The 21,878-nt window shown below is 42.8% G+C and carries 18 protein-coding genes and 1 other RNA gene; 16 read left to right on the forward strand and 3 right to left on the reverse strand.

Features of this window, described 5'->3' with window-relative positions; genetic code table 11:
* Position 1: 1 nt before the first annotated feature.
* Entirely contained in the window at positions 2-1,111 is a 1,110-nt protein-coding gene (pspF, locus tag OZ660_RS05505; RefSeq protein ID WP_226432249.1) for a phage shock protein operon transcriptional activator, read from the reverse strand.
* Positions 1,112-1,329: 218 nt separating this feature from the next.
* On the opposite strand from pspF, the gene pspA reads away from it, so the two are divergent.
* The 7 genes from pspA to maiA all read left to right on the forward strand — a co-directional run bounded on the left by pspA (position 1,330) and on the right by maiA (position 7,537).
* A complete protein-coding gene (pspA, locus tag OZ660_RS05510; RefSeq protein ID WP_202264270.1) occupies positions 1,330-2,013 on the forward strand; it encodes a phage shock protein PspA in 684 nt (227 codons plus the stop codon).
* A gap of 74 nt (positions 2,014-2,087) precedes the next feature.
* Entirely contained in the window at positions 2,088-2,327 is a 240-nt protein-coding gene (pspB, locus tag OZ660_RS05515; protein WP_159623409.1) for an envelope stress response membrane protein PspB, read from the forward strand.
* Positions 2,324-2,770, forward strand: a complete 447-nt coding sequence (gene pspC, locus OZ660_RS05520) for an envelope stress response membrane protein PspC (RefSeq protein WP_202264272.1) — start codon at positions 2,324-2,326, stop codon at positions 2,768-2,770. The genes pspB and pspC overlap by 4 nt, the downstream gene beginning before the upstream one ends.
* A 194-nt stretch (positions 2,771-2,964) precedes the next feature.
* Positions 2,965-3,765 (forward strand): phenylalanine 4-monooxygenase, encoded by an 801-nt coding sequence (gene phhA / locus OZ660_RS05525; protein WP_274742829.1) that lies wholly within the window; start codon positions 2,965-2,967, stop codon positions 3,763-3,765.
* A gap of 204 nt (positions 3,766-3,969) precedes the next feature.
* Complete coding sequence (gene tyrR, locus OZ660_RS05530; protein WP_202264276.1) at positions 3,970-5,526, forward strand: transcriptional regulator TyrR; 1,557 nt, start codon at positions 3,970-3,972, stop codon at positions 5,524-5,526.
* Between the two features lie 250 nt (positions 5,527-5,776).
* The gene (locus OZ660_RS05535) at positions 5,777-6,787 is read left to right on the forward strand and encodes a fumarylacetoacetate hydrolase family protein (protein WP_274742830.1); all 1,011 of its coding nucleotides are present in this window, start codon (positions 5,777-5,779) and stop codon (positions 6,785-6,787) included.
* A 96-nt stretch (positions 6,788-6,883) separates the two neighbouring features.
* Positions 6,884-7,537, forward strand: coding sequence for a maleylacetoacetate isomerase (maiA, locus tag OZ660_RS05540; RefSeq protein ID WP_202264288.1), 654 nt, complete (start codon positions 6,884-6,886; stop codon positions 7,535-7,537).
* A 97-nt stretch (positions 7,538-7,634) separates the two neighbouring features.
* On the opposite strand, the gene OZ660_RS05545 is transcribed toward maiA, so the two are convergent.
* Positions 7,635-8,102, reverse strand: a complete 468-nt coding sequence (locus OZ660_RS05545; RefSeq protein WP_014948689.1) for an Lrp/AsnC family transcriptional regulator — start codon at positions 8,100-8,102, stop codon at positions 7,635-7,637.
* Between the two features lie 250 nt (positions 8,103-8,352).
* On the opposite strand from OZ660_RS05545, the gene OZ660_RS05550 reads away from it, so the two are divergent.
* Entirely contained in the window at positions 8,353-9,411 is a 1,059-nt protein-coding gene (locus tag OZ660_RS05550) for a Glu/Leu/Phe/Val dehydrogenase dimerization domain-containing protein (protein WP_226432244.1), read from the forward strand.
* 98 nt (positions 9,412-9,509) lie between these two features.
* An RNA gene (ffs, locus tag OZ660_RS05555) (signal recognition particle sRNA small type) lies at positions 9,510-9,606 on the forward strand.
* Positions 9,607-9,631: 25 nt separating this feature from the next.
* Here ffs and OZ660_RS05560 read toward each other — a convergent pair.
* Positions 9,632-9,916 (reverse strand): late competence development ComFB family protein, encoded by a 285-nt coding sequence (locus OZ660_RS05560; protein ID WP_226432243.1) that lies wholly within the window; start codon positions 9,914-9,916, stop codon positions 9,632-9,634.
* 240 nt (positions 9,917-10,156) lie between these two features.
* Between OZ660_RS05560 and OZ660_RS05565 the strand changes: the two genes are divergently transcribed.
* The 7 genes from OZ660_RS05565 to OZ660_RS05595 all read left to right on the forward strand — a co-directional run bounded on the left by OZ660_RS05565 (position 10,157) and on the right by OZ660_RS05595 (position 21,878).
* Positions 10,157-11,236 carry a tryptophan 2,3-dioxygenase family protein gene (locus OZ660_RS05565; protein ID WP_202264294.1) on the forward strand — a complete coding sequence of 360 codons (1,080 nt, stop codon included), beginning with the start codon at positions 10,157-10,159 and terminating at the stop codon, positions 11,234-11,236.
* A gap of 202 nt (positions 11,237-11,438) precedes the next feature.
* Positions 11,439-12,578 (forward strand): DUF547 domain-containing protein, encoded by a 1,140-nt coding sequence (locus OZ660_RS05570; protein ID WP_274742831.1) that lies wholly within the window; start codon positions 11,439-11,441, stop codon positions 12,576-12,578.
* Between the two features lie 334 nt (positions 12,579-12,912).
* Positions 12,913-14,106 (forward strand): DUF547 domain-containing protein, encoded by a 1,194-nt coding sequence (locus OZ660_RS05575; protein ID WP_274742832.1) that lies wholly within the window; start codon positions 12,913-12,915, stop codon positions 14,104-14,106.
* A gap of 410 nt (positions 14,107-14,516) precedes the next feature.
* On the forward strand, positions 14,517-17,369 hold the full coding sequence (locus tag OZ660_RS05580) for a TonB-dependent receptor domain-containing protein (RefSeq protein WP_274742833.1): 2,853 nt from the start codon (positions 14,517-14,519) through the stop codon (positions 17,367-17,369).
* Positions 17,370-17,620: 251 nt separating this feature from the next.
* Positions 17,621-19,402: a tetratricopeptide repeat protein gene (locus OZ660_RS05585; RefSeq protein WP_274742834.1), complete on the forward strand. Its 1,782-nt coding sequence runs from the start codon at positions 17,621-17,623 to the stop codon at positions 19,400-19,402.
* A gap of 349 nt (positions 19,403-19,751) precedes the next feature.
* The gene (locus tag OZ660_RS05590; protein ID WP_159623389.1) at positions 19,752-20,513 is read left to right on the forward strand and encodes a DUF3450 domain-containing protein; all 762 of its coding nucleotides are present in this window, start codon (positions 19,752-19,754) and stop codon (positions 20,511-20,513) included.
* 6 nt (positions 20,514-20,519) lie between these two features.
* Positions 20,520-21,878 carry a MotA/TolQ/ExbB proton channel family protein gene (locus tag OZ660_RS05595; RefSeq protein WP_159623387.1) on the forward strand — a complete coding sequence of 453 codons (1,359 nt, stop codon included), beginning with the start codon at positions 20,520-20,522 and terminating at the stop codon, positions 21,876-21,878.

The following is a 21,878-nucleotide window of genomic DNA, read 5'->3' on the forward strand; positions in this document are numbered from 1 at the left end:
TTTACGCCTCGACGTTCTCAGCGGAAGAATCTAGTAAATTGTACTTTTTAAGGTAACCACGAAGCTGATGATACGTCAGACTTAGCTTATCGGCTGTTTTCTTTTGATTAAACTGACTGTCAGCAAGTGCCTGTTTTATCATATCTATCTCATATTGTTGAGAGCGTTCTTTCAAATCAATAGGATAATCGATATTTTCGGGTATGTCGGCGGCTTTTGGTGCGACTGACTCAATAGAATGGCTTGGTTCACTAGCCTGGGGTGCTGCAGGTGTGGCAATACTCTCAGTACTTACTCGATCGTTTGTTTTCACTCGGCTTGTAGGGCGGAAAACTGATTCAAACGGATCTAATACAATTTCATGCACAGGAAGGTGAGGGTTATTGGTGCGGTAAACTGCTCGCTCAACCACGTTTTTTAGCTCACGTATGTTACCTGGCCAATCGTAATCAAGTAGTGTGCGCTTAGCTTTCTCGGTAAAGCCACTAAATAACTCCATTTCCATCTCGCGCGCCATGTTAATTGCGAAGTTTTCAGCAAGCATCATTATATCTTCTCGGCGCTCGCGAAGCGGAGGGATTGTGATTACATCAAAGGCCAGTCTGTCGAGTAGGTCGGCTCTAAATTCTCCAGCCTCTGCCAATGTGGGCAAGTCTTCGTTGGTAGCGGCAATTAAACGTACGTCAGTTTTAACTGACTTACTGCCACCGACACGTTCAAATTCGCCGTATTCAACAACGCGTAGTAGTTTCTCTTGAATAAGCCCTGAAGTGTTAGCAAGTTCATCTAAAAATAGCGTGCCATTATGTGCAACTTCGAAGCGTCCTTCTCTTCGTTTTGAAGCTCCCGTAAATGCACCAGCTTCATAACCAAAGAGTTCACTTTCTAACAAACTCTCGCTTAGCGCAGCACAATTTAGTTTTACGTAGTTTTGGTCCCAGCGTTTCGATAAGAAATGCAAACGCGCTGCAATAAGCTCTTTACCCGTACCACGTTCTCCTATAACTAATACGGGTTTATCTAACGGTGCTATTTGTGAAATCTGCTCTAAAATCTCTAAGAAACTATTTGCTTGGCCTAGCAAATTGTCCTGTTGGCGATACCTACTCATTAAATCCCTCAAAAGTTAGTCATTTCGACCAATTAATAGTGTAGAACAAAATATATGGATAAACGAGCATTATTTGAAATGAATAAAAGCTTATTTTAATCAGAGGTTTACAAGTTTTTGCAGGTTGGCAAGCATATTGTATATATTAATGGCAAGAGTAACCGTGTTTATCAAATGAGTTGTTTCGACAACCAGATATTTAGCAAGAGGTAATTATTATGGGTATCTTCTCGCGTTTCACAGATATTGTGAATTCAAACATAAATGCGCTTTTAGATAAGGCGGAAGATCCTGAAAAAATGGTTAGATTAATCATTCAGGAAATGGAAGACACGCTAGTAGAAGTGCGTTCAGCTTCAGCGAAAACACTAGCGAACAAAAAAGATATCGTTAATCAAATTGCGAAATACGAAAGTGACGCAAGTGATTGGCAAGCCAAAGCGGAATTGGCACTAAGCAAAGACCGTGAAGACCTGGCTCGTGCGGCACTTCAAGAGAAGAAGAAATCAGCAGAGGCGGCTGAGTCGTTGAGCAAAGAGTTAACGATTGTTGAAGAGCAAATTAGCAAGCTTCAAGATGAAATCAGTCAGCTTCAAGAAAAGCTAGCAGACGCTAAGACACGCCAGAAAGCGATCATCATGCGCCAAAAAACCGCAAGTTCGCGATTAGAGGTGAAAAAGACGCTTGATAGCAGTAAAGTAGATAACGCAATGGGCCGCTTCGAACAGTATGAGCGTAAAATTGATGACCTTGAGTCTCAAGTTGAAGCATACGATCTAGGCAAGAAAACGTTACAAGACGAGTTCGCTGAATTAGAAGCTAGCGACAAAGTTGAAGACGAATTAGCGGCATTAAAAGCTAAAGTTAAAGGTGCGAATAAAAGCACTGAAAAGTCAGAATAATAAGAATAGGGTGCTGCCTCACCAGTTAGGATAAGAGTGAGGCAGACTGATCGGGGTTTGTTGGAGATTACGAGATGGAAGAAGGTATCATTGCATTATTGGTAACGCCGTTAATTGTATTCACAATTTTTGTTGCGCCAATTTGGTTAATCTTGCATTACCGCAGCAAGAAACAAGTTAGCCAAGGGTTAAGTGCCGAAGAGTACGCCACACTCCAAGTGCTTGCAGAGCAAGCTGAAAAAATGAGTGAACGTATCGAGACCCTTGAAGCCATTCTAGATAGCGAGGCACCTGAGTGGAGGAATAGAGCATGAGAAACGGTAAACAGCTCTATCGCAACCCAGACAATGCAAGAATTGCCGGTGTATGTTCAGGCGTAGCAGAATACTTCGGTCTAGAAACATGGTTGGTAAGAATTTTAGTGGTAACCGGATTTTTCCTTTTAGCTGGACCATTTATGTTAGTCGCTTATGTCGCAGCATGGTTCATCTTAGATAAAAAGCCTAGCGGATTGGAAACTGAGCAGCCACAGCCTGTATTTTCGAAAGGTAAAGGTTGGAGAAATCCTAACGCAGGCCAGGTGAAAAGCCCTAAAGTGGAAGTGAAAACAAAAGTGTGGCAAGCAGGTGAGCCGCCAAAGCAAGCCTTTCACGACATTCGCAACCGTTTCGAAAAAGCAGAAAGTCGACTACGTAAAATGGAGACGTATGTTACGTCTAGAGAGTATCAGCTCAATAAAGAAATTAGTCGCCTATAACAGCCTCGTAATAACTCACAAAGCCGCTTTCTAAGAGCGGCTTTTTTGTTTTCGAAATCAGCGCGTTAAATCTTTGATGTAAAATTCTTGTTACAGCAAAAAGCAATGCTCCAAACGCATCGCTACTTTTCCAAAGTCTGTTTTTCATTAGACTAATGTGCATACTTTTTACGGAAAATTGGTTAATTGAAGTTATGCCAAAATCGACCCAGTACCAATCAAGAGAATCTGATGAAAACGGCTTTATCGCATGGTCCGATGAAGAAAATCAGATTTGGTCTGAATTGTACGCTAGACAAATTCCTTTAGTGGAAGAACGTGCATGTCAGGAGTATCTCGATGGTCTTGAGCTGTTAAATCTCAGCCAAAATAAAATTCCACAGCTACCTGACATCAACCGCGTGTTAATGGAAAAAACGGGGTGGCAAACAGCTGAAGTGCCCGCACTCATTAACTTTGGAGAGTTTTTTCGCCTATTGGCCAATAAACAGTTTCCAGTAGCCACCTTCATCCGCACACGTGAAGAGTTTGATTATTTGCAAGAGCCAGACATCTTCCACGAAGTGTTTGGGCATTGCCCGCTTTTAACTAACCCAGCCTTTGCGCATTTCACGCATACCTACGGCAAGTTGGGGCTAGAGGCGAGCAAGGAAGACCGGGTATACCTTGCGCGTTTGTACTGGTTTACGGTTGAATTTGGTTTAGTGCGCGCAAAAGGTGACCTTAAAATCTATGGCGGCGGGATCCTCTCATCTCCAGGTGAAACCATTTATGCGCTTGATAGTGATAAACCACTTCGCAACCCATTAACCGCAATAGATGCGTTAAGAACACCTTATCGCATAGATATAATGCAACCTTTGTATTATATCTTGCCTGAGTTTGATCACTTGTTTGAGTTGGCAGAAATGGACATCATGGCTTTGGTAAAAGAGGCAAAGTCTTTAGGTTTGTTTTCCCCACTTTTCCCTCCTAAAGAGAAGAAAGCAAGCTAGTGCGTTAAACAGTGCTTGTTAAATAATTGTACTTTTTATAGGATGCCGCTCGAAGACGCGGCATTCTTTGTATCTGAAAGCCTTCCAGATTATTTGTGCGTCATTCATCGCATTTTTCAACTTCTGTAACAATTATATTGTTATCTTTTTGTAAAAGTATGGTATCTTGTACATATAAGTTTACAAACCTTACTATAACACCCTATGCGCTTAGAAATCAGTTGTCAGGATCGTCTTGGAATTACACAAGACGTTTTAGATATTCTAGTTACCAAAGAAATCGACCTGCGAGGTATCGAAATTGATCCGGCAGGTAAAATTTTCCTTAATTTTCCCAATATCGAGTTTGCCGATTTTCAGCATTTGATGCCTCAGATTCGTCGCATCGACGGAATCGATGATGTAAAGACTACGCTGTTTATGCCTGGTGAGCGTGAAAAAAACCAGCTTTCTGCGATTCTACGCACGTTGCCCGATCCCGTTTTCTCAATTGATGCTAAAGGCAATATTTTATTGTGTAACGAAGCTGTCTGTGCTGGTTTAGAGATAGCCAGCAGTGAGATTGAAGGCACTGATATTAGTGAAGTGGTGAAAGGTTTCAATTTCATCAAATGGATGGATGGTAAATCCCCCGGCCCTCAAACGTCGAAAGTGAAGTTTATTCAGCAAGACTACCTTGCTGATATGTTGCCCATTACTGTACCCGATGGTGATCAAAACAAAATTATGGCAGGGGCGGTGGTTATTCTTAAATCAGAAATGCGTTTAGGACAGCAATTTACCGCGTTTCACCAATCACCCACAGACAGTTTTGACCGCTTTGTTACGCACTCTCCTTTTATGAAACGCGTAGTGCATGAGGCCAAGCGTGTCGCAGACCTCGACGCGCCAATTCTAATTTTTGGCGAAACGGGCACGGGTAAAGAAATGATCGCAAGAGCATGCCATCAATCGAGTCGTCGCAGTGAAGGTGCGTTTCTAGCGCTTAATTGTGCGTCTCTACCTGATAGCGTGGCAGAAACTGAATTGTTTGGTTATGCAGCAGGTGCTTTTAATCAGCCAAATGCAAAGGTTGGGTTACTTGAGCAGGCTAAAGGCGGAACACTGTTGCTTGACGAAATTGCTGATATGTCTTCACAACTGCAGGCTAAATTACTACGCGTATTGGAAGACGGCGAGTTTAGGCGTGTAGGTGATGCAGAGCCAGTTAAAGTTGACGTACGCTTTATTTGTACCACGTGTCGCGATTTAGGACAGCTTGTTGAAGAAGGCCGATTTAGAAAAGAGCTATATTATCGACTTAACGTATTGAGTTTAGTGATGCCGTCTTTGAAAGACAGACGCCAAGATATTGTGCCTCTGGCAGAGTCGTTTATAGTTCAACACAGTACGAAATTGGGCCGACGTCCAGCGAAACTGAGTAAATCATGCGTTGACTTTCTGCAACAATACCCGTGGCCGGGTAATGTCAGACAATTACAGAATGCTTTATATCGTGCATTGTCTTTACTTGATGGAAAAGAAATTACCAAAGAAGACATTCAACTGCCTAGTTGTGCGCCTAGTGTTACTTACATTGATGAGAACTTCGATGGCACGTTAGATGAAGAAGTGAAAAAGTTTGAAAAGGATCTGCTAAAACGTCTTTACCCTTTCTACCCAAGTACTCGTCAGTTGGCGAAAAAGTTAGGGTTAAGCCATACGGCAATTGCTAATAAACTGCGGGAATATGGTATTAATAAGGCCACTGTTAAACTGTAGCAATCCCGCTTCTAAATAGTGGTTCTGTTCACAACTTAGTGAAAAATCAGTCTCTCAACGCGTGTTACGTTTTATTTACAACACGCGTTTCCCTCAATAAATAAGGGGTTAGAGGAATCCGTCACACTTTTTGCGTACAGGGTTTCTTACAGCGCCCAAAAACTTCGCATGTTTGTTGCTTCTCAATACCCCGTCTTTAGTGGCATAACTATAGTTATAGAAAAGACAATGTAGATTCGAGGAATGACAAATGAAATTGGCTACTTATAAGAATGAAACTCGCGATGGCTGCTTAATGGTGGTGTCGCGCGATCTTTCTCGAGCGTGTAGCGCACAAGATATTGCAAAAACAATGCAAGATGCATTGGATAACTGGCAAGACATCGCTCCTCAATTACAAATGCGTTATCAGCAGCTTAACGACAATAGTTGCGAAAGTGTGGCATTTGACCCCACGCGCTGCGAATCTCCGCTTCCGCGTGCCTACCAGTGGGCTGATGGCAGTGCCTACGTTAACCACGTAGAGTTAGTGCGCAAAGCTCGCGGCGCTGAAATGCCAGAAACGTTTTGGACAGACCCTCTAATGTATCAAGGTGGTTCTGATGATTTCATCGGACCTAACGATGATATTATTCTGCCAAGTGACGATTGGGGAATAGATTTTGAAGGCGAAGTTGCTGTGGTCACTGACGATGTGCCAATGGCGTGTTCGCCAGAGCAGGCTGCAGAGCGTATTCGCTTAGTGATGTTGGTGAATGATGTATCGCTTCGCGGCCTCATCCCTGGTGAGTTGGCGAAAGGGTTTGGTTTCTTCCAATCGAAACCTGCGTCGAGCTTCTCACCCGTTGCAGTGACGCCAGATGAGTTAGGTGATGCGTGGAGTGATAGCAAAGTACACCTTCCACTTCGTTCTACCTACAACGGTGAATTGTTTGGTAAGCCCGAAGCCGGTCAAGATATGACATTCAACTTCGGTCAATTGGTTGCGCACGCCGCGAAGAGTCGCAACTTAGGTGCCGGTGCTATCATTGGTTCAGGTACGGTGTCGAACAAACAAGGCACCGAACATGGCTCTGCGATTTCTGAAGGTGGGCTAGGGTACTCGTGTATTGCTGAAGTGCGTATGATCGAGACGATTCGAGATGGTAAGCCATCTACACCATTTATGCAGTTTGGCGACCGTATTCGTATTGAAATGCTCGATAACGACGGTAACAGTGTGTTTGGTGCCATTGAACAGCAAGTAAAGCCACTTAGCTAATCGCACAGTGTGGTGCAAGGCAAAAATGTGAAATTGCAGCTACGTGAGTAAGGCTGCAATTCCACAACCATTTTAACTGAAACTCTAGGTGGTTTTATGAGCATCAAATTGTATGGTTACTGGCGTTCAACAGCATCGTATCGAGTGCGTATTGCGCTTAATCTAAAAGGTGTGGAATACGAATACGTGCCGGTTCACTTAGTGAATAATGGTGGTGAGCAGCACGGGGAAAATTATACACGCCTAAATCCTTCACATTTGGTTCCTACCTTGGTCGATGAGGATGAAGACATCATCCTTAACCAGTCAATGTCTATTATCGAGTATTTGGATGAACGATATGACGGGGAACATCGCCTTATTCCAGAGCATCGCACTGAACGAGCTCGGGTTAGAGCATTGGCGCAGGATATTGCCTGTGATATTCAGCCCTTGGGTAACCTTAGAGTGCTTAATGCGTTAAAGGGAAATTTCGATGCACAACAAGACGATGTGGCACGCTGGGCCTCGCATTGGATTAAGGTTGGGTTTGATGGCATAGAAAAGCGTTTGCAGACGCAAGCAGGGAAATATTGCTTTGATTTCGATATCACCATGGCTGACGTATGCCTTGTGCCTCAAGTGTACAACGCTTTACGCTTTAATGTTGATATGTCTCAGTATCCATTGATAAGCAAAATAGCCGATAATTGCAATGCATTAGATGCATTCATCAAGGCAAAGCCTGAGAATCAAGTCGACGCAAACTAAGGTTTCGCATTTTTTATCCAAAACAAAAAAGGCCGCATTTGGAGTGACTCTAAAACGTTAGAGTCAAACCACAATGCGGCCTTTTCGTGCTAATCAACTACTGTCTTTTAATAGGTAGCTCGGTGGTATTTTTAACTTGCTTCAACGCAAACGTAGAGCTTAGGTGATCAACAAGAGGTAGATGTGTAAGTTTGGTTTTGAGTAGAAACTCGTACTCTTCAATGCTTTCCACAATAACCTTCAATAGATAATCTTTCTCACCACTTGTAGTATGACATTCTACGATTTCATCAATATTTTGAACGGCATTTTCAAAATCCGTCAACGAATCGCCATCGTGGTTTTTTAGCGTAACGTAAATAAAAACAGACACACCTAGATTGAGTTTTTTGCTGTTTAGCAAGGTTACTTTGCCTAAAATGATGCCATCTGCTTCCATACGCTTCACCCTGCGCCAGCAAGGTGTATGAGAAAGTCCCACGCGCTGGCTTAGGTCAGCCATAGATACTGTGGCGTCTTGCTGCAATACCCGCAATATCTCACGATCAAATTTATCCAATTTCATGAACACTGTTTCCGTCGTTTTTATGATGTTTATTATATATAAAAAAAAATCCTAGGATAGTTGTCCTAGAAAAATAGTATTCAATTCCATTCTGTTTCAGTTTGTAAATTTCATTAACAAACTTTGCAAGGCCTGTCCTCAAAATAATCAGCTAACATTGCTGAAATGATAGGGATCCTGCTACGACAACTACTGTTGTAATAAAGCGGTCTCGTTGAGTTAATTTCACCACAGTTATAATAGGGAATGTATGTCAGTTTTTGATCACCCAGAGTTCGATAAACACGAACATGTAGCGTTTTACCACGACGAAGAAGCGGGCTTGAGTGCCATTATTGCTGTACACAATACAAACCTAGGCCCAGCGCTCGGCGGTTGCCGTATGTGGCCATATGTAAATAGTGGTGAAGCACTCACTGATGTGTTGCGTCTTTCGCGTGGTATGACATACAAGGCGGCCATGGCCAATCTTGAGTTGGGCGGTGGCAAGTCGGTTATTATCGGCGATCCAAGAAAGGCCAAAACGCCAGAAATGATGAAGGCGATGGGCAAGTTTGTGGAATCGTTAGGTGGCAAATATTTCACCGCTGAAGATTCAGGCATTGCAGTAACCGACTTGCAAACCATGGCAACAGAATCAGATTACATCGCTGGTGTGCATGCAAAATATCACTACGCGGGTGAAGTGCCAGATGGAAATCCTGCACCTTCGACAGCCTACGGTGTTTTTGTGGGGTTAAAAGCATCGGTTGAATATGGCCTTAAACGCAGTTTAGATGGCGTTTCTGTTGCTATCCAAGGAATGGGACATGTGGGCTATCGACTCGCAAAACACCTTCACGAGCATGGTGCTACTTTGTACGTTGCTGATATTTATCCTGAAGGTGTTGAAAAAGCCGTTGCTGAATTGGGTGCTACGGCAGTTGCACCTGAAGAAATCCTAAGCCTAGATGTCGATGTGTTAGCCCCTTGTGCGTTAGGCGCAGCTATAAATGACCAAACGCTTCCAGATATCAAAGCCAAGGTTATCGCTGGTGCTGCCAATAACCAATTGGCGCGAGAAGATATTGGCGAGTTACTAACCCAGCGCGGCATTTTATATGCACCAGATTACGTAATTAATGCCGGTGGCGTGATTGATATCTTCCATCAAAGAATGCCATCAAGCTCAAACGAAGCAATGCGCGCACATATTGAGCAAATCGGTGACACGCTAAAAGAAATTTATGTACGTGCTGAGCAAGAGGGAGCCGCGACAAACCGTGTTGCTAACCTTATTGCTGAAGAGAGATTTAATTTAAAGGGTTGAAAACTCTTAATCAAATAGTCATAATGCGCCCCGCACTGACGCAGGGCGTTATCATTTAGATAATCAACACTGCATTAGTCGCTTTTTCTATGGTGGGCTTTTGGTCCTCCCGCAATGATACTCTGTGAACCCGGTCAGGCCTGGAAGGGAGCAGCCGCAGCAGACGACTCATGTGCCGGGATGTGGCTGGAGGCCCGCCACCCAAACCTCCATCAATTCCCTATGCGGATTCTTCTTTCTTTGTTTTTTCTGATTCATCTAAGTATTTAAGTGCTTTACTAATGGCATGCTCTACGTTCATTTCCATTTGCTTGCGTTCACTTTGTGGCAGATAAAATGCCATATCAACTTCATAGCGAATGTAGCGGGGCGGCACTTGATTTAATGCTAAACAACACAAGTCAGCTAAATAATCAGCCGTCTTAGTTTTATCTAGTCCCATTTTGCTAATTCTTTCCAAAACAAGATGTTCGTAATAATTATGAATATCATCATCGAGTTTCATGCAACCTACCTTTTCCTTCTAGCGCGTTGGGCAGTAAATAGCGCATTGCTTACAGTCATTTGTGCCCAATGGACATATTTTTATACAACACAGTATAAACTACTGAACAATGTGAAGCCTGTCACTATAAAGGTATAGCTTGTATTCTGTGGTTGTCGAGTAAGGGGTGTTAGAATTACACCGTCAAAATAAAAACCAGCAGTCAAAACGACATTCAGACATGCAAAACGCGAGAACGACATGAAAAAGAATATTGAGCCATGCTATTACGGCGACTACCTGCAACTGGACAAAATCTTAGGGGCCCAAGCGCTACAGAGTGAAAAGTATGGTGAGGCAGCACATGAAGAAACCTTGTTTATTATTGTGCATCAAGTATACGAGCTGTGGTTTAAACAAGTCCTTCACGAACTTAATGCGGTTATTGATACCTTCAACCAAGACACAGTAAAAGACCAGCAACTTCCTCAGGTGGTATTGCGCTTACAGCGGGTTATTTCAATTCAGCGTTTAATGAACGACCAAATCGCCATTATGGAGACGATGACACCACAACAATTTCTATCATTTAGAGACTACCTAGTACCTGCTTCGGGTTTTCAAAGCATTCAGTTTAAGCGATTAGAAATATCACTGGGGCTAAAGCGCGAATTCAGAATCGATTTTGATCAGCAAAGTTTTTATAACCGTTTGAACGACAAAGATCGTGCTTTGCTTGAAGGCTTAGAAAAGAAACCGAGTTTATTTGAGCTTGTTGATAAATGGCTTTCGCGTATGCCGCTGCTTAAAATGGACGACTTCGATTTTTGGGAGTACTACAAAAACGCAGCCGACCAAATGCTGCAGGACGACTACGACACTATCGCGAGTAACGAGATGTTGTCTGACATTGAGATGCGTCAAGAACTCAAAGACTGGCAAGCGACCAAGGATAACTTTGACGCATTGTTTGATCACGACCAATTTGAAGCGTTAAGAGATGAAGGTAAGTTCAGGCTGAGCCATAACGCGCTGTTATCGGCGCTCTTTATTAAACAATACTCGGAAGAGCCTGTTTTCAACCTGCCGTTTCAACTCATAACTGCCCTTACTGAAATAGACGAGCAGCTAACGATTTGGCGATACCGACATGCCATGATGGTACAGCGCATGTTAGGTACAAAGATAGGCACTGGCGGCTCTTCGGGTCATCACTATTTGAAAAAAACAACAGAATCAAACCGTATTTATCTCGATTTCTTTAATATGGCCACGTTTCTTCTTCCCAAAAATGCACTTCCTGAGCTGCCTGAGTCAGTGAAAAGAAAGTTAGGTTTCTAACGAAAGCGCAGAGTTTCTGGGGATAGGGAACAATAGAGCGTGTTGACCTTTGCTGCAAAAACGTACGGCAAAGCTCAACACGCTCTAGTAAAACTCAGTAAGCAAGTTGTAATTTTGTGTTAGGTGGACAAAAAATGTTCATGTGCTAACTTAAAGTGGAATGCACTAGCCATAGTGGCTGGTGCAAGACAAGGAGTCATATATGCAACGTTTAGTTCACAAGCCACGTTACTCTGCGTTTTTTGCAACAATTCTCACTGTTTTTACCGCTACTACGGTTAATGCCACGCCGTCGTCAAGCACCCAATTCGCTCAATATACCTCTAGCAGTAATGTTGAAATACAGTATCCTGATGTCGATGCGGTCCTCGACATTTCTGTAATAGAAATGGGCGCATCTAATCGGGAACTTGCTGAGCGCCCGCTGGGCAGTACAGGAACCCGTCTTAAAAAACGAATAAACAGGTTAACAGCATTAGAAAGTAATCGTGTTTATTTTGAAAACTTTAACAAACAGAATTATCGAAAACATCTCGATGATGTAACCGCAAGCTTGGCTGAATTGGCTGATAAAGCACCTCTTAAATTGTTCAACAAAAATGAGCAACTGGCGTATTGGCTCAATTTGTACAATATGACGCTATTAAGAGAGATGGCGTACAACCAGTCTGATGAAAACATCAAATACGAATTTGCCAATGAAAGGAACTCTGACTTTTTCAATCGAGATGTGCTTACCATTGAGGGGCAAGCGCTGAGTCTTAACGACATTAAGTACGATATCGTTCTTAATAATTTCAAAGGTAATGAGAACGTTATTTATGGCTTCTTTACCGGCGTTATCGGCGGACCCAGCTTGCAGTCTAGGGCATTTACTGGCAAGAACGTGCTAAGCCAACTTAAGTCCATAGGCCGAGAGTTTGTTAATTCAAACAGAGGCACATATTACAATGGCAGAGTGTCAGCGCTTTACGCACGCTATGCCGACTTTTTTAATGGCGAAAATAAACCGGCATTAATTCAAGCTCACATTCTCAAGTTTATTGAGGACGATATGCGTGAAAGCATTGAGCAAGCTGCTCCCTCTGAACTAAGCATGGATATTGTTGACTTTTCAAAAGCAGCAATCATTGACGACAGGGTTTACGCTGCGGGCTTATCCTATAATAGAGCTGCACTAATGGCGACACATCCAGTACTAACAACAGGGTTCGACAACCTTCGATTCTCGTTAGATGATATCCAGGTATTGAGGGAAATTAATCGCAAATATAATACTGCCAGAAGTGCAGTTACAGTTAATGACCTATCAGAAAGTGAAGCAACGTCTGCAGAAAAATAATGGGGCAAGGAAAAGGCAGAAGCGGTCTCGTTTCTGTCTTTCTTATTTTCAACTTTTATCTTCAACAACGCGTTACATAAAATGTTAGCCTGCCTTTTGCTGTACTAAAAAAATTCTCGTTGAAAGTTTGATTGAATTTCCGACAACTGGTAAAAAGGTATGGTAACTATACTAAAGTGTAATGCTTACCTGACCTATTTTCCATGCGAAGTATGCTCGTGTTACGTGCAAAGCATAAGTTACCAATAAACGATTAATAGCGCTTCAGGTTGGGCAATACATAAACAAAAAATAAGCAAAACAACAGAAGTTGATGGGAAATAGGGAATTAATTATGTCGAAACTGACCACGTTGACCTTTGTCGCGGCAATGACAGTGTTGCCAATGACTAAAACACTTGCCGCTGAATCACTAAGCGAGACCTTTGCAGCTTCAACGCAAAGTAGCGAACTTGAAATTGGCTATACCGACCTTGACGACTTTTTAGCACTTACTGTGTTAGATGTTGGTCGCTCGAACAGAGAGAAAGCGCCGCGCCCTTCGGGTAATACAGGTACCCGAATGAAAAAACGCATAAATAGACTGACGGCATTAGAAGGTAACCGTGTTTATTTCGACAATTTTGATAACGCAAAATATGTAGAAGCCTTATATGCCATTCAAGAGAGCCTTGAGGCATTGCCGCAAGAAGTTTCGCTTAGCCAATTTAACAGTAATGAACAACTGGCCTATTGGTTGAACCTTTACAACTTCACTTTGCTTAAAGAGATAGCACAAGACTACCCGAAAGTTGATATTGGTAAAGAGTTCTCAAAAGAGAAAAAGTCTGACTTCTTTAATGACGACGTTCTCAACATCGAAGGTAAATCACTTAGTTTGAACGATATCAAATACGACATTGTGTTGAACAAATACAAAGGTCGTGAAGAAGTGATTTACGGGTTCTTTGGCGGGGTTATTGGCGCACCGAGTATACAAACGCATGCATTTAGAGGCAAAGATATTTGGCGCCAGTTAGAAAAAGCCGCCGCAGACTTTGTTAATTCTAACAGAGGTACCTACTATGATGGACGCATATCGGTACTTTACGATAGATACAGTGACTTCTTTGACGGTAATCAGGAAGCGGTTAAAGACCATTTATTGTCTTATCTTGATGACGAGGTCTACTCTGATATCGCCAATACACCCGCTGAAGATTTAGAAATGGATATTAAAGACTTTTCTGCGGCCACTATCGGTGATGATAGAGTGTACGCTGCAGGTGTTTCTTTTAATAATGCCGCACTTATTGATTCTGCGAGAGTAGAGCAAAGGGGAGGGGATATTGCAGGTCCAATTGCTACACAAAATTTCGTGGCTGAAGGTATGATCTCTAAAGCGAAACTGAATGTGAGATTCACTGCTGATGAACTTGAACTGCTACAGGGTATTAATAAGCAATATCAAGTGACAAATGGTCAAGTGACAATAAAAGATCTTAAAGAGAAAGAAGCTACTGGAAAAGAGTCAAAAGACGAGAATTAAGAGAAGTAAAGCTAAGTTAGTAGTCTTTCCATTTTCACTAAAAGGGGCGTGTATCGCCTCTTTTTTTGTCTGCTTTTTGAGCAGTCTTTTCTTTTTTCACTCGATTCAGTATTAGTCCACTAAATTCTCTAGAATCACTCATTACGCCCACTGCGCTGTATGATTTTTGTGCGCTTTATCGCTAAATTTCCATGTTTTTATCTGTTTTGTAACTTTCTTGTTACATATTGCGGAAATTAAATGAAAAAAAATTGAACTTTTACAGAACTGTGTGACTGATCGCAGTTGACCCCCCCTCAGTGATATGGTTATTATCGTTAATGAGGATTAGTCCTTACTTATAACAAGTCGTAATAAAACGAACGATTAAAAACACACTAAGAGTTATTAGTGGTCCAGGGAGACAATACATGTTTACAAACTCTAGATTGGCTAAGTCAGTTAAGCTGGCTTGTGCCTTCGGCGCACTTTCTGCGTCTATGACTGCGACTTCAGTTGTTGCTCAAGAAGACGAGCAGGTAGCTGATGAAGCAGTAGAGAAAATCTCTGTTACAGGTTCACGTATTAAACGTGCTTCTTTAGAATCAAACAGCCCTGTTGTAACAATCGATGCTTCAGTAATCGAGTCAACTGGTTTCTCTCGTATCGAAGACGTGATGAACACGTTGCCACAAATCGAAGCAGCGCAAACCGCTTTCCAAGCTAACGGTGCTTCTGGTGTGGCTAACCTTGACCTTCGTGGTCTTGGTCCAAACCGTACACTTGTGCTAGTAAACGGTCGTCGTCTTCAGCCAGGTGGTGTATACAGCCAAGCGTCTGACGTTAACCAAATTCCAGCAGCACTTGTTAAGCGTGTAGACGTTCTAACTGGTGGTGCATCTACTACATACGGTGCTGACGCGGTAGCGGGTGTTGTTAACTTCATCATGGATACTGATTTCACTGGTTTTGAAATCACTGCTACAGCTGCAGGTTACCAACACGACAACGATAACGAATTCATCCAAGGTCTTATGGATGATCGTGGTTTCGATTACCCAGAAGGTTCTAACGGTATTGGCGGTGAGTCTTATGATATCTCTGTTACTGCTGGTGGCGACTTCGCAGGTGATAAAGGTCACGCGACAGTTTACGGTACATGGCGTCGTAACAACGAAATGCTTCAAGGCGAGCGTGATTACTCATCATGTGCATTGAACGCAGCAGGTACATCATGTGGTGGTTCATCTACTGCAGTACTACCTAACTCATTCTTCTACCCAATTGTAGACGGTGCGCCTGACTACGGTAATGAGTTGTTCTGGAGCTTGAACGAAGACGGTAGTTTCTCTCCGTACGATGGTACAAACCTTTACAACTACGCGCCAATTAACCACTTCATGCGTCCAAACGAGCGTTTCACTATTGGTGCATTTGTTGATTACTACATCAACGACGACACGCGCGTATACATGGAAACTAACTTCATGAACGACAGAACAGCAGGTCAAATTGCTGAGTCTGGTACGTTCTATGGTGCTGAGTACCTATTCGATTACAACAACCCAATTCTTTCTGACGCGCAAAAAGCGCAGCTTCAGGCAGCATTTGGTCACACTGACGCAGACCAATTCGTAGCTTACATCGGTAAGCGTAACGTTGAAGGTGGTCCTCGTGCCGATAACCTAGAGCACAACTCGTTCCGTATGGTTACTGGTGTTGAAGGTGTGATTAACGATATGTGGTCTTACGACGTAAGCTACATGTACTCACAAACTAGCTCGTCTTCTGCATACATCAACGATTTGTTCCTACCTTCAATTTCTCCTCGTGTAGGTGAAGTAGGTACAGAATGTACTGACGATTGCTTGTTGTACCAAGTATACACGCCATACGGTGTAACACCTGAAATGGCTGGCCAGCTTTCTGGTACTGCTGTTCTTACTGGTAACACGTCACTAATCATCTATAACGGTTTCGTTACTGGTGAATTCGACTTCTCTCTACCAGGTGCCGATACACCAGTTGCGGCAGTATTTGGTCTAGAGCGTCGTGAAACTGACTTCGAGCGTGTTTCTGATACGGTATACCAAGAAGGTTCACTAGTAGGTCAAGGTGGTCCAACTGAAAGCCTAGTAGGTTCATTCGACGTAAACGAAGTATTTACAGAAATTAGCCTACCAGTGATTGAAGATGCGCCAGGTGTTGAAAACCTAACAGTTGACCTAGCACTACGTATTTCTGATTACACAACGTCTGGTAATGCAACTACTTATAAAGTAGCGGCTGACTGGGCTATCACTGAAGATTACAAATTCCGTGCAAGCTTCAACCGCGCTATCCGTGCGCCAAACATCAACGAACTATTCGCTGGTCAGAGCATCGGCCTATGGGGTGGTGTAGATGGTTGTGCTAACGGTTCTGGTGAAGACGGTGGCGTACTTTACTCAGAAGCACAGTGTGCTGCTACTGGTGTAACTGCTGCTCAGTACGGTTCAATCACAGCTAACCCTGCTAACCAGTACAACCAGTTCTCTGGTGGTAATCCGAACCTAGACCCAGAAGAAGCTGATACGTTTACAGTCGGTTTTGTTGCATCTCCGTTTGAAGACTTCGACTTCGCGATCGACTACTGGAAGATCGACATGGAAGAAGTTATCGGTACTGTTGGTGCGCAAACAATTCTTCAATTGTGTGCAACTCGTGGCGAATTCTGTGACAACGTAAACCGTAGTGCAGCTGGTAGCTTGTGGATTAGCCAAGACGCGTTCATCACTAACCTTTCTGACAACGTAGGTGGTCGTAAGTGGGCTGGTGTTGACCTTGATATGGCTTACAGCATGGACCTAGCAGGCGGTACACTTCGTACAAACCTAATTGGTTCATACAACCTAGATAAGACGTATCAGCCACTACTATCTGATCCTTCTCTAGACTATGACTGTTCTGGTATTGTAAGCGTTCAGTGTTTCGCACAGCCTAAGTGGCGTCACACGTTGACTGCTAACTACTCAATGGACGATTGGTCAGCAATCGCACGTTGGAGATACTACGGTGACGTAGACTTCGAAGGTGAAGGTGGTCTATCTTCATACTCGTTCTTCGACCTTACTGGTAGCTACCAAATCAACGACTACCTAGCAGTATCTGCTGGTGTGAACAACGTTCTTGATAAAGAGCCGCCAATGGTTGGTGGTTCACTAAGCACTAACGCTAACACTGTAGCAGGCTTCTACGACACACTAGGTCGTTACCTGTTCACTAACGTTACGCTTTCTTTCTAATTTTTTAAAAATTAGTTAAAGCATCTAAAAAGCCAGCTGAAAAGCTGGCTTTTTTTATGCCTGTCGTTTCCTTTTACGCATTAGCGTAAATATAAATGTGAAAGATAAACCCGGTTTTTTGAACCTAGCCGCGCTTGATCGCGTTTGATGAAGAGCAAGGAATTAGCGATTAGCGCTTATTATTCATTGCGAATATTGCTAATGTATCAGTGAGGAACAACGCTAAAGCATCTTAGAAATAATAAAAAATAATGAATGACCTAAATCAAATAGGCCAGCTTCTTAAGGCGGGTCAATATCACGATGTACTCAAACTTTTAAACAAAGCCTTTCCCACGCATCTTCCCTCGAGCGAGTTAGTAAAAATAGCCAGCTTCTGCGAAGTGAATACTACCCAATTTGAAAAAGCCATTTCTCGACTTTCGCAGGCGCTTATTCGTTTTAAAGATGATGTTGGATTACTCATTAGTTTGAGTTTCGCGTACGCTAAAAGTGGCGATGTTGAAAATGCGAGTAAAACAGTTTCGCGATTTACACCACAAACTTTATTCAACGCTTCACATGTTCATGAACTGCTTTTTTTATTGCGAGAATTTACATTGCGACGCTATGCGGTAAAAAGTGTAGTAAGTGCTATTTATAGCAATAGTCAACAGAGTTACGGTAATGACGAAAAGGTGCTCAGTCAGTTACTGCATAGTGCAAAACAAGCTCAGTTGTGGGAAATAACGTTAACCATTTCAAATAAGCTCTATCAACGCTTAAAAAAAGATACTTTCATTATTGAACAAGCAATTGCACTTCGCTTTTTAAATCGTCCCTCAGATGCTATAGCGTTACTTGAGAAATTGACTTCATCAATAAACCATTTTGCCGTGTTTCATAACCTGGCCAATGTGTATTCAGATAATGGCGAACTGCAAAAGGCACTCGTGTACTACGAAAAGGCCATACGACTCAATCCAGACTATGTAGAATCATTAGTTAATCATGCAAAGGTGTCGTTTGAGTTAGGTAATACAACAACGTGGCTGAATTTGTTTGAGCAAATAATAAAACAAAAGGCGAACTCTGTTGCACACTGTATTGCCTATATTAATTTATTAATTGAAGGAAAGGACTATTCAAAAGCCATCACCATCATTGAGCAGTTGGCAGATGAAAATAACCAACCTATTTATGCGTTATTAAAGGCAAAGGCGCTACGATTAGACAATAAACCAGATGACGCCTTGGCGGTGCTTGAACCGTTTTCACAGCGCAATATTGCAGAAATTAATCTAGAACTTTCTGAAATTGCATTAACGCTTAAGAACACAGCGTTAGCAGCGCAGCAGTTGGAAGCTGTTAAGAAAAGCGCTCCACTTAATTTTGCAATGCAGCAAATCGTAAAGTCGAACGCCTACATTGTAGACAGACTACTTGAATTACCAATAGCGCCAGCGCTACAACAAGCAGTGTGGCAAAAAACTGTGAGTGAGACTGAAGTACCATTGTCGGCTATTCGAGAACATTTGGAAACATTACACGGTGATTTGTCATCACCAGTTAATCAGTCGGTTCAAAGAGGTACGCAAACGAGAGGAAACTTATTCCCCACGAAAAATAGCAACCTCAACGCGCTTGAGGCGTTTATAAAACACCAGATTGTCGATTTTATCAGTGAAAACGCGTCATATCTCAGCGTTGAAAATAACAACACGTTAACTGCAGAAATGATTGAGTTCAGCGGTTCGTGGTCCGTATTAAATAAGTTTGATGGATATCACGTACCGCATTACCACTCAAATGGTCTGGTGAGTGGTGTTTTCTACGTGGACGTTCCGAAAGACTTGAGCGAACACGATGTAAGTGGGCACCTGCATTTAGGAAGAGTAGATAAAACACCATTCTACCAAATTGACCATTTCACAACGGTTAAGCCAGAAAATGGCAAACTGGTCCTATTTCCCTCACATGCGTGGCATGGTACTTTCCCTACCGAACGAGAAGGAAACCGTTTAACTATTGCGTTTGATGCTATTATTAGTTGAAAGCGCACCCACAGGGTTCACAGTTACAAGTGCCACAACTGTTAAATGTTGCGCTTTTGTTGAGGAATTGAATTAATCGATTAAGTATCAAACTGGAGTGACGTAATTAATTAACAATCTTATTTGTTGGTATATTAATCAATTGATTTAAAAACCACATGGTGTAAACAGCCTGTTACTTGACTCGTTATACCAATCCGTGTGAGTATACTACGTTCGTAGTACTGACGATTGACGTTAGTACTGCATTCCTGAAACAAAATTGTGAAAGTTTTATACGCCCCTTGCCCGAATATTTTCCTATCGGCGAGGATTCAAATAAGAAATTTGGTTGGGAACTATGTCCAAAATGAGCAAGAGAACTCTTATTGCTTCTACTGTTATGGGTGCATTCGCACTAACAGGTAGCGCAGTCTCTGCAGATACGCTAGAAGATCTTCATAAAGAAGAAGCGAAAATCCACGCGGCTGCAGCGAAATCTCAAGAAAAAATCAACACGTTGTTTGAGCAATCTCAGGAACTACTTGTTGAGTATCGTCAAACAGTAGATGAGACAGAAAACCTTAAGATCTACAACGATTACATCGCTAGCCTTGTTGCAGACCAACAACGCGGTATCGATTCACTTCAGCGTCAAATCGACAGCATCGAAGAAACTAAGCAGGGCATCGTTCCTCTTATGTTCCGCATGATCGATAGCCTAGAGCAGTTCATCAAGCTTGACCGTCCAATTCACTTGGAAGAGCGTCTTGCGCGTGTAGAGCGTCTTCGTGACATCATGGCTAACTCAAACGTTACTGTTTCTGAACAGTTCCGTCAGGTACTAGAAGCATACCTAGTTGAAGTTGAGTACGGTACGAAGATTAACTCTTACCAAGGTACAATCAACGACGCAGGTACAGAAGTAACTGTTGACTTCTTTAACCTAGGTCGTACAGCTCTTACTGCACTTTCACTAGATCAAACTCACGCATGGGTTTGGAATAATGAAACTCGCTCTTGGGAAAAACTAGGCGATGAGTACCTGTCTTCAGTAATCGAAGCAGTTAAAATGGCTAACGGTTCAATCCCAGCGGACCTAATTAAAATTCCAGTTAGCGCAGCGGAGTAATAGTTAATGAAACCAGTATTCAAAACTCTTTTAGCCGCGGTAGCAGTTGCGGTTACAGCAACCGGAGTACAAGCTCAGGAAGCAAAGAGCCTTAAAGATCTTCTTGATCAAGTACAGCAAAACCGTGTTTCTGAAGCACGTCTAGACAAGCAACGCGAAGCTGAATTCCAATCAGCACGCGCTGACAAACAAGCACTTCTTCGCAAAGCGCAAGCTGACCTTAAAGCTGAACAAGCGCGTGGCGATCGTCTACAGAAGCAATTCTCTGACAACGAAGTTACATTGAACGAAAAAGCAGCTGAGCTAGATCAAGCGACAGGTACGCTTGGTGAAATGTTCGGTGTTGTACGTCAAGCGTCTTCTGAAGCGTTTGGTCGTATCTCAACTTCAATCGTAAGTGCACAATTCCCTGGCCGTGGTGAATTCCTAGCTGCAATGTCTGAAGACTCTAAAGGTCTTCCAAACATTAAAGAACTAGAAGACCTATGGTTCGCACTTCAAAAAGAAATGACTGAAGGTGGTGAAGTAGTTAAGTTCACTACAGAAGTTGTAAATCTTGACGGTGGTTCATCACAACAAGAAGTACTACGTGTTGGTACATTTAACCTTGTTGGTGAAGCAGGTTACCTAGCGTACGACGCTGAAGGTGAAATTGTTCAGCCTCTAGGTCGTCAACCAGATGGTCACTTCGTTGCGTCTACTCAAGACCTAATGGAAGCGACTTCAGGTTTCACTCCTTTCTTCGCTGACCCTTCTCAAGGTGCGATCCTTGGTCTATTGAAGCAGAAAGCGACAATGTCTGAGCGTTATCACGCAGGTGGCCCAGTAGGTTACACAATCACGCTAATGCTAGCGGTTGGTCTACTAATCGGTCTTTACAAAATGATTACGCTAACTATCGTTGGCGGCAAAATGCGTTCACAGCTTAAGAACGTAAGTAACCCTTCTGAAGGCAACCCACTAGGTCGCATTCTTAAGGTTTACCAAGAGAACAAAAATGCTGACGCTGAAAACCTTGAGCTTAAGCTTGATGAAGCTATCCTACGTGAACTTCCACGTATCGAAAGCGGTATCAACGTAATCAAGATCTTCGCAGCGATTGCTCCTCTACTAGGTCTACTTGGTACAGTACTTGGTATGATCGAGACATTCCAAACTATCACACTATTCGGTACTGGTGACCCACGTATGATGGCAGGAAGTATCTCAATGGCGCTTGTAACTACTGCTCAAGGTATTATCGCGGCTCTGCCTCTAATCCTTACTCACAGCATCGTAGCGTCTCGTAGCAAGTCAATCATCCACATTCTTGATGAGCAAACTGCGGGTATCGTAGCTGCTCACACAGAGTCGGAGAAGGCGTAA

Origin of the sequence: Alteromonas sp. 009811495, from assembly GCF_028865455.1 — a bacterium.
In the GTDB taxonomy this organism is placed as follows: Bacteria; Pseudomonadota; Gammaproteobacteria; order Enterobacterales; family Alteromonadaceae; genus Alteromonas.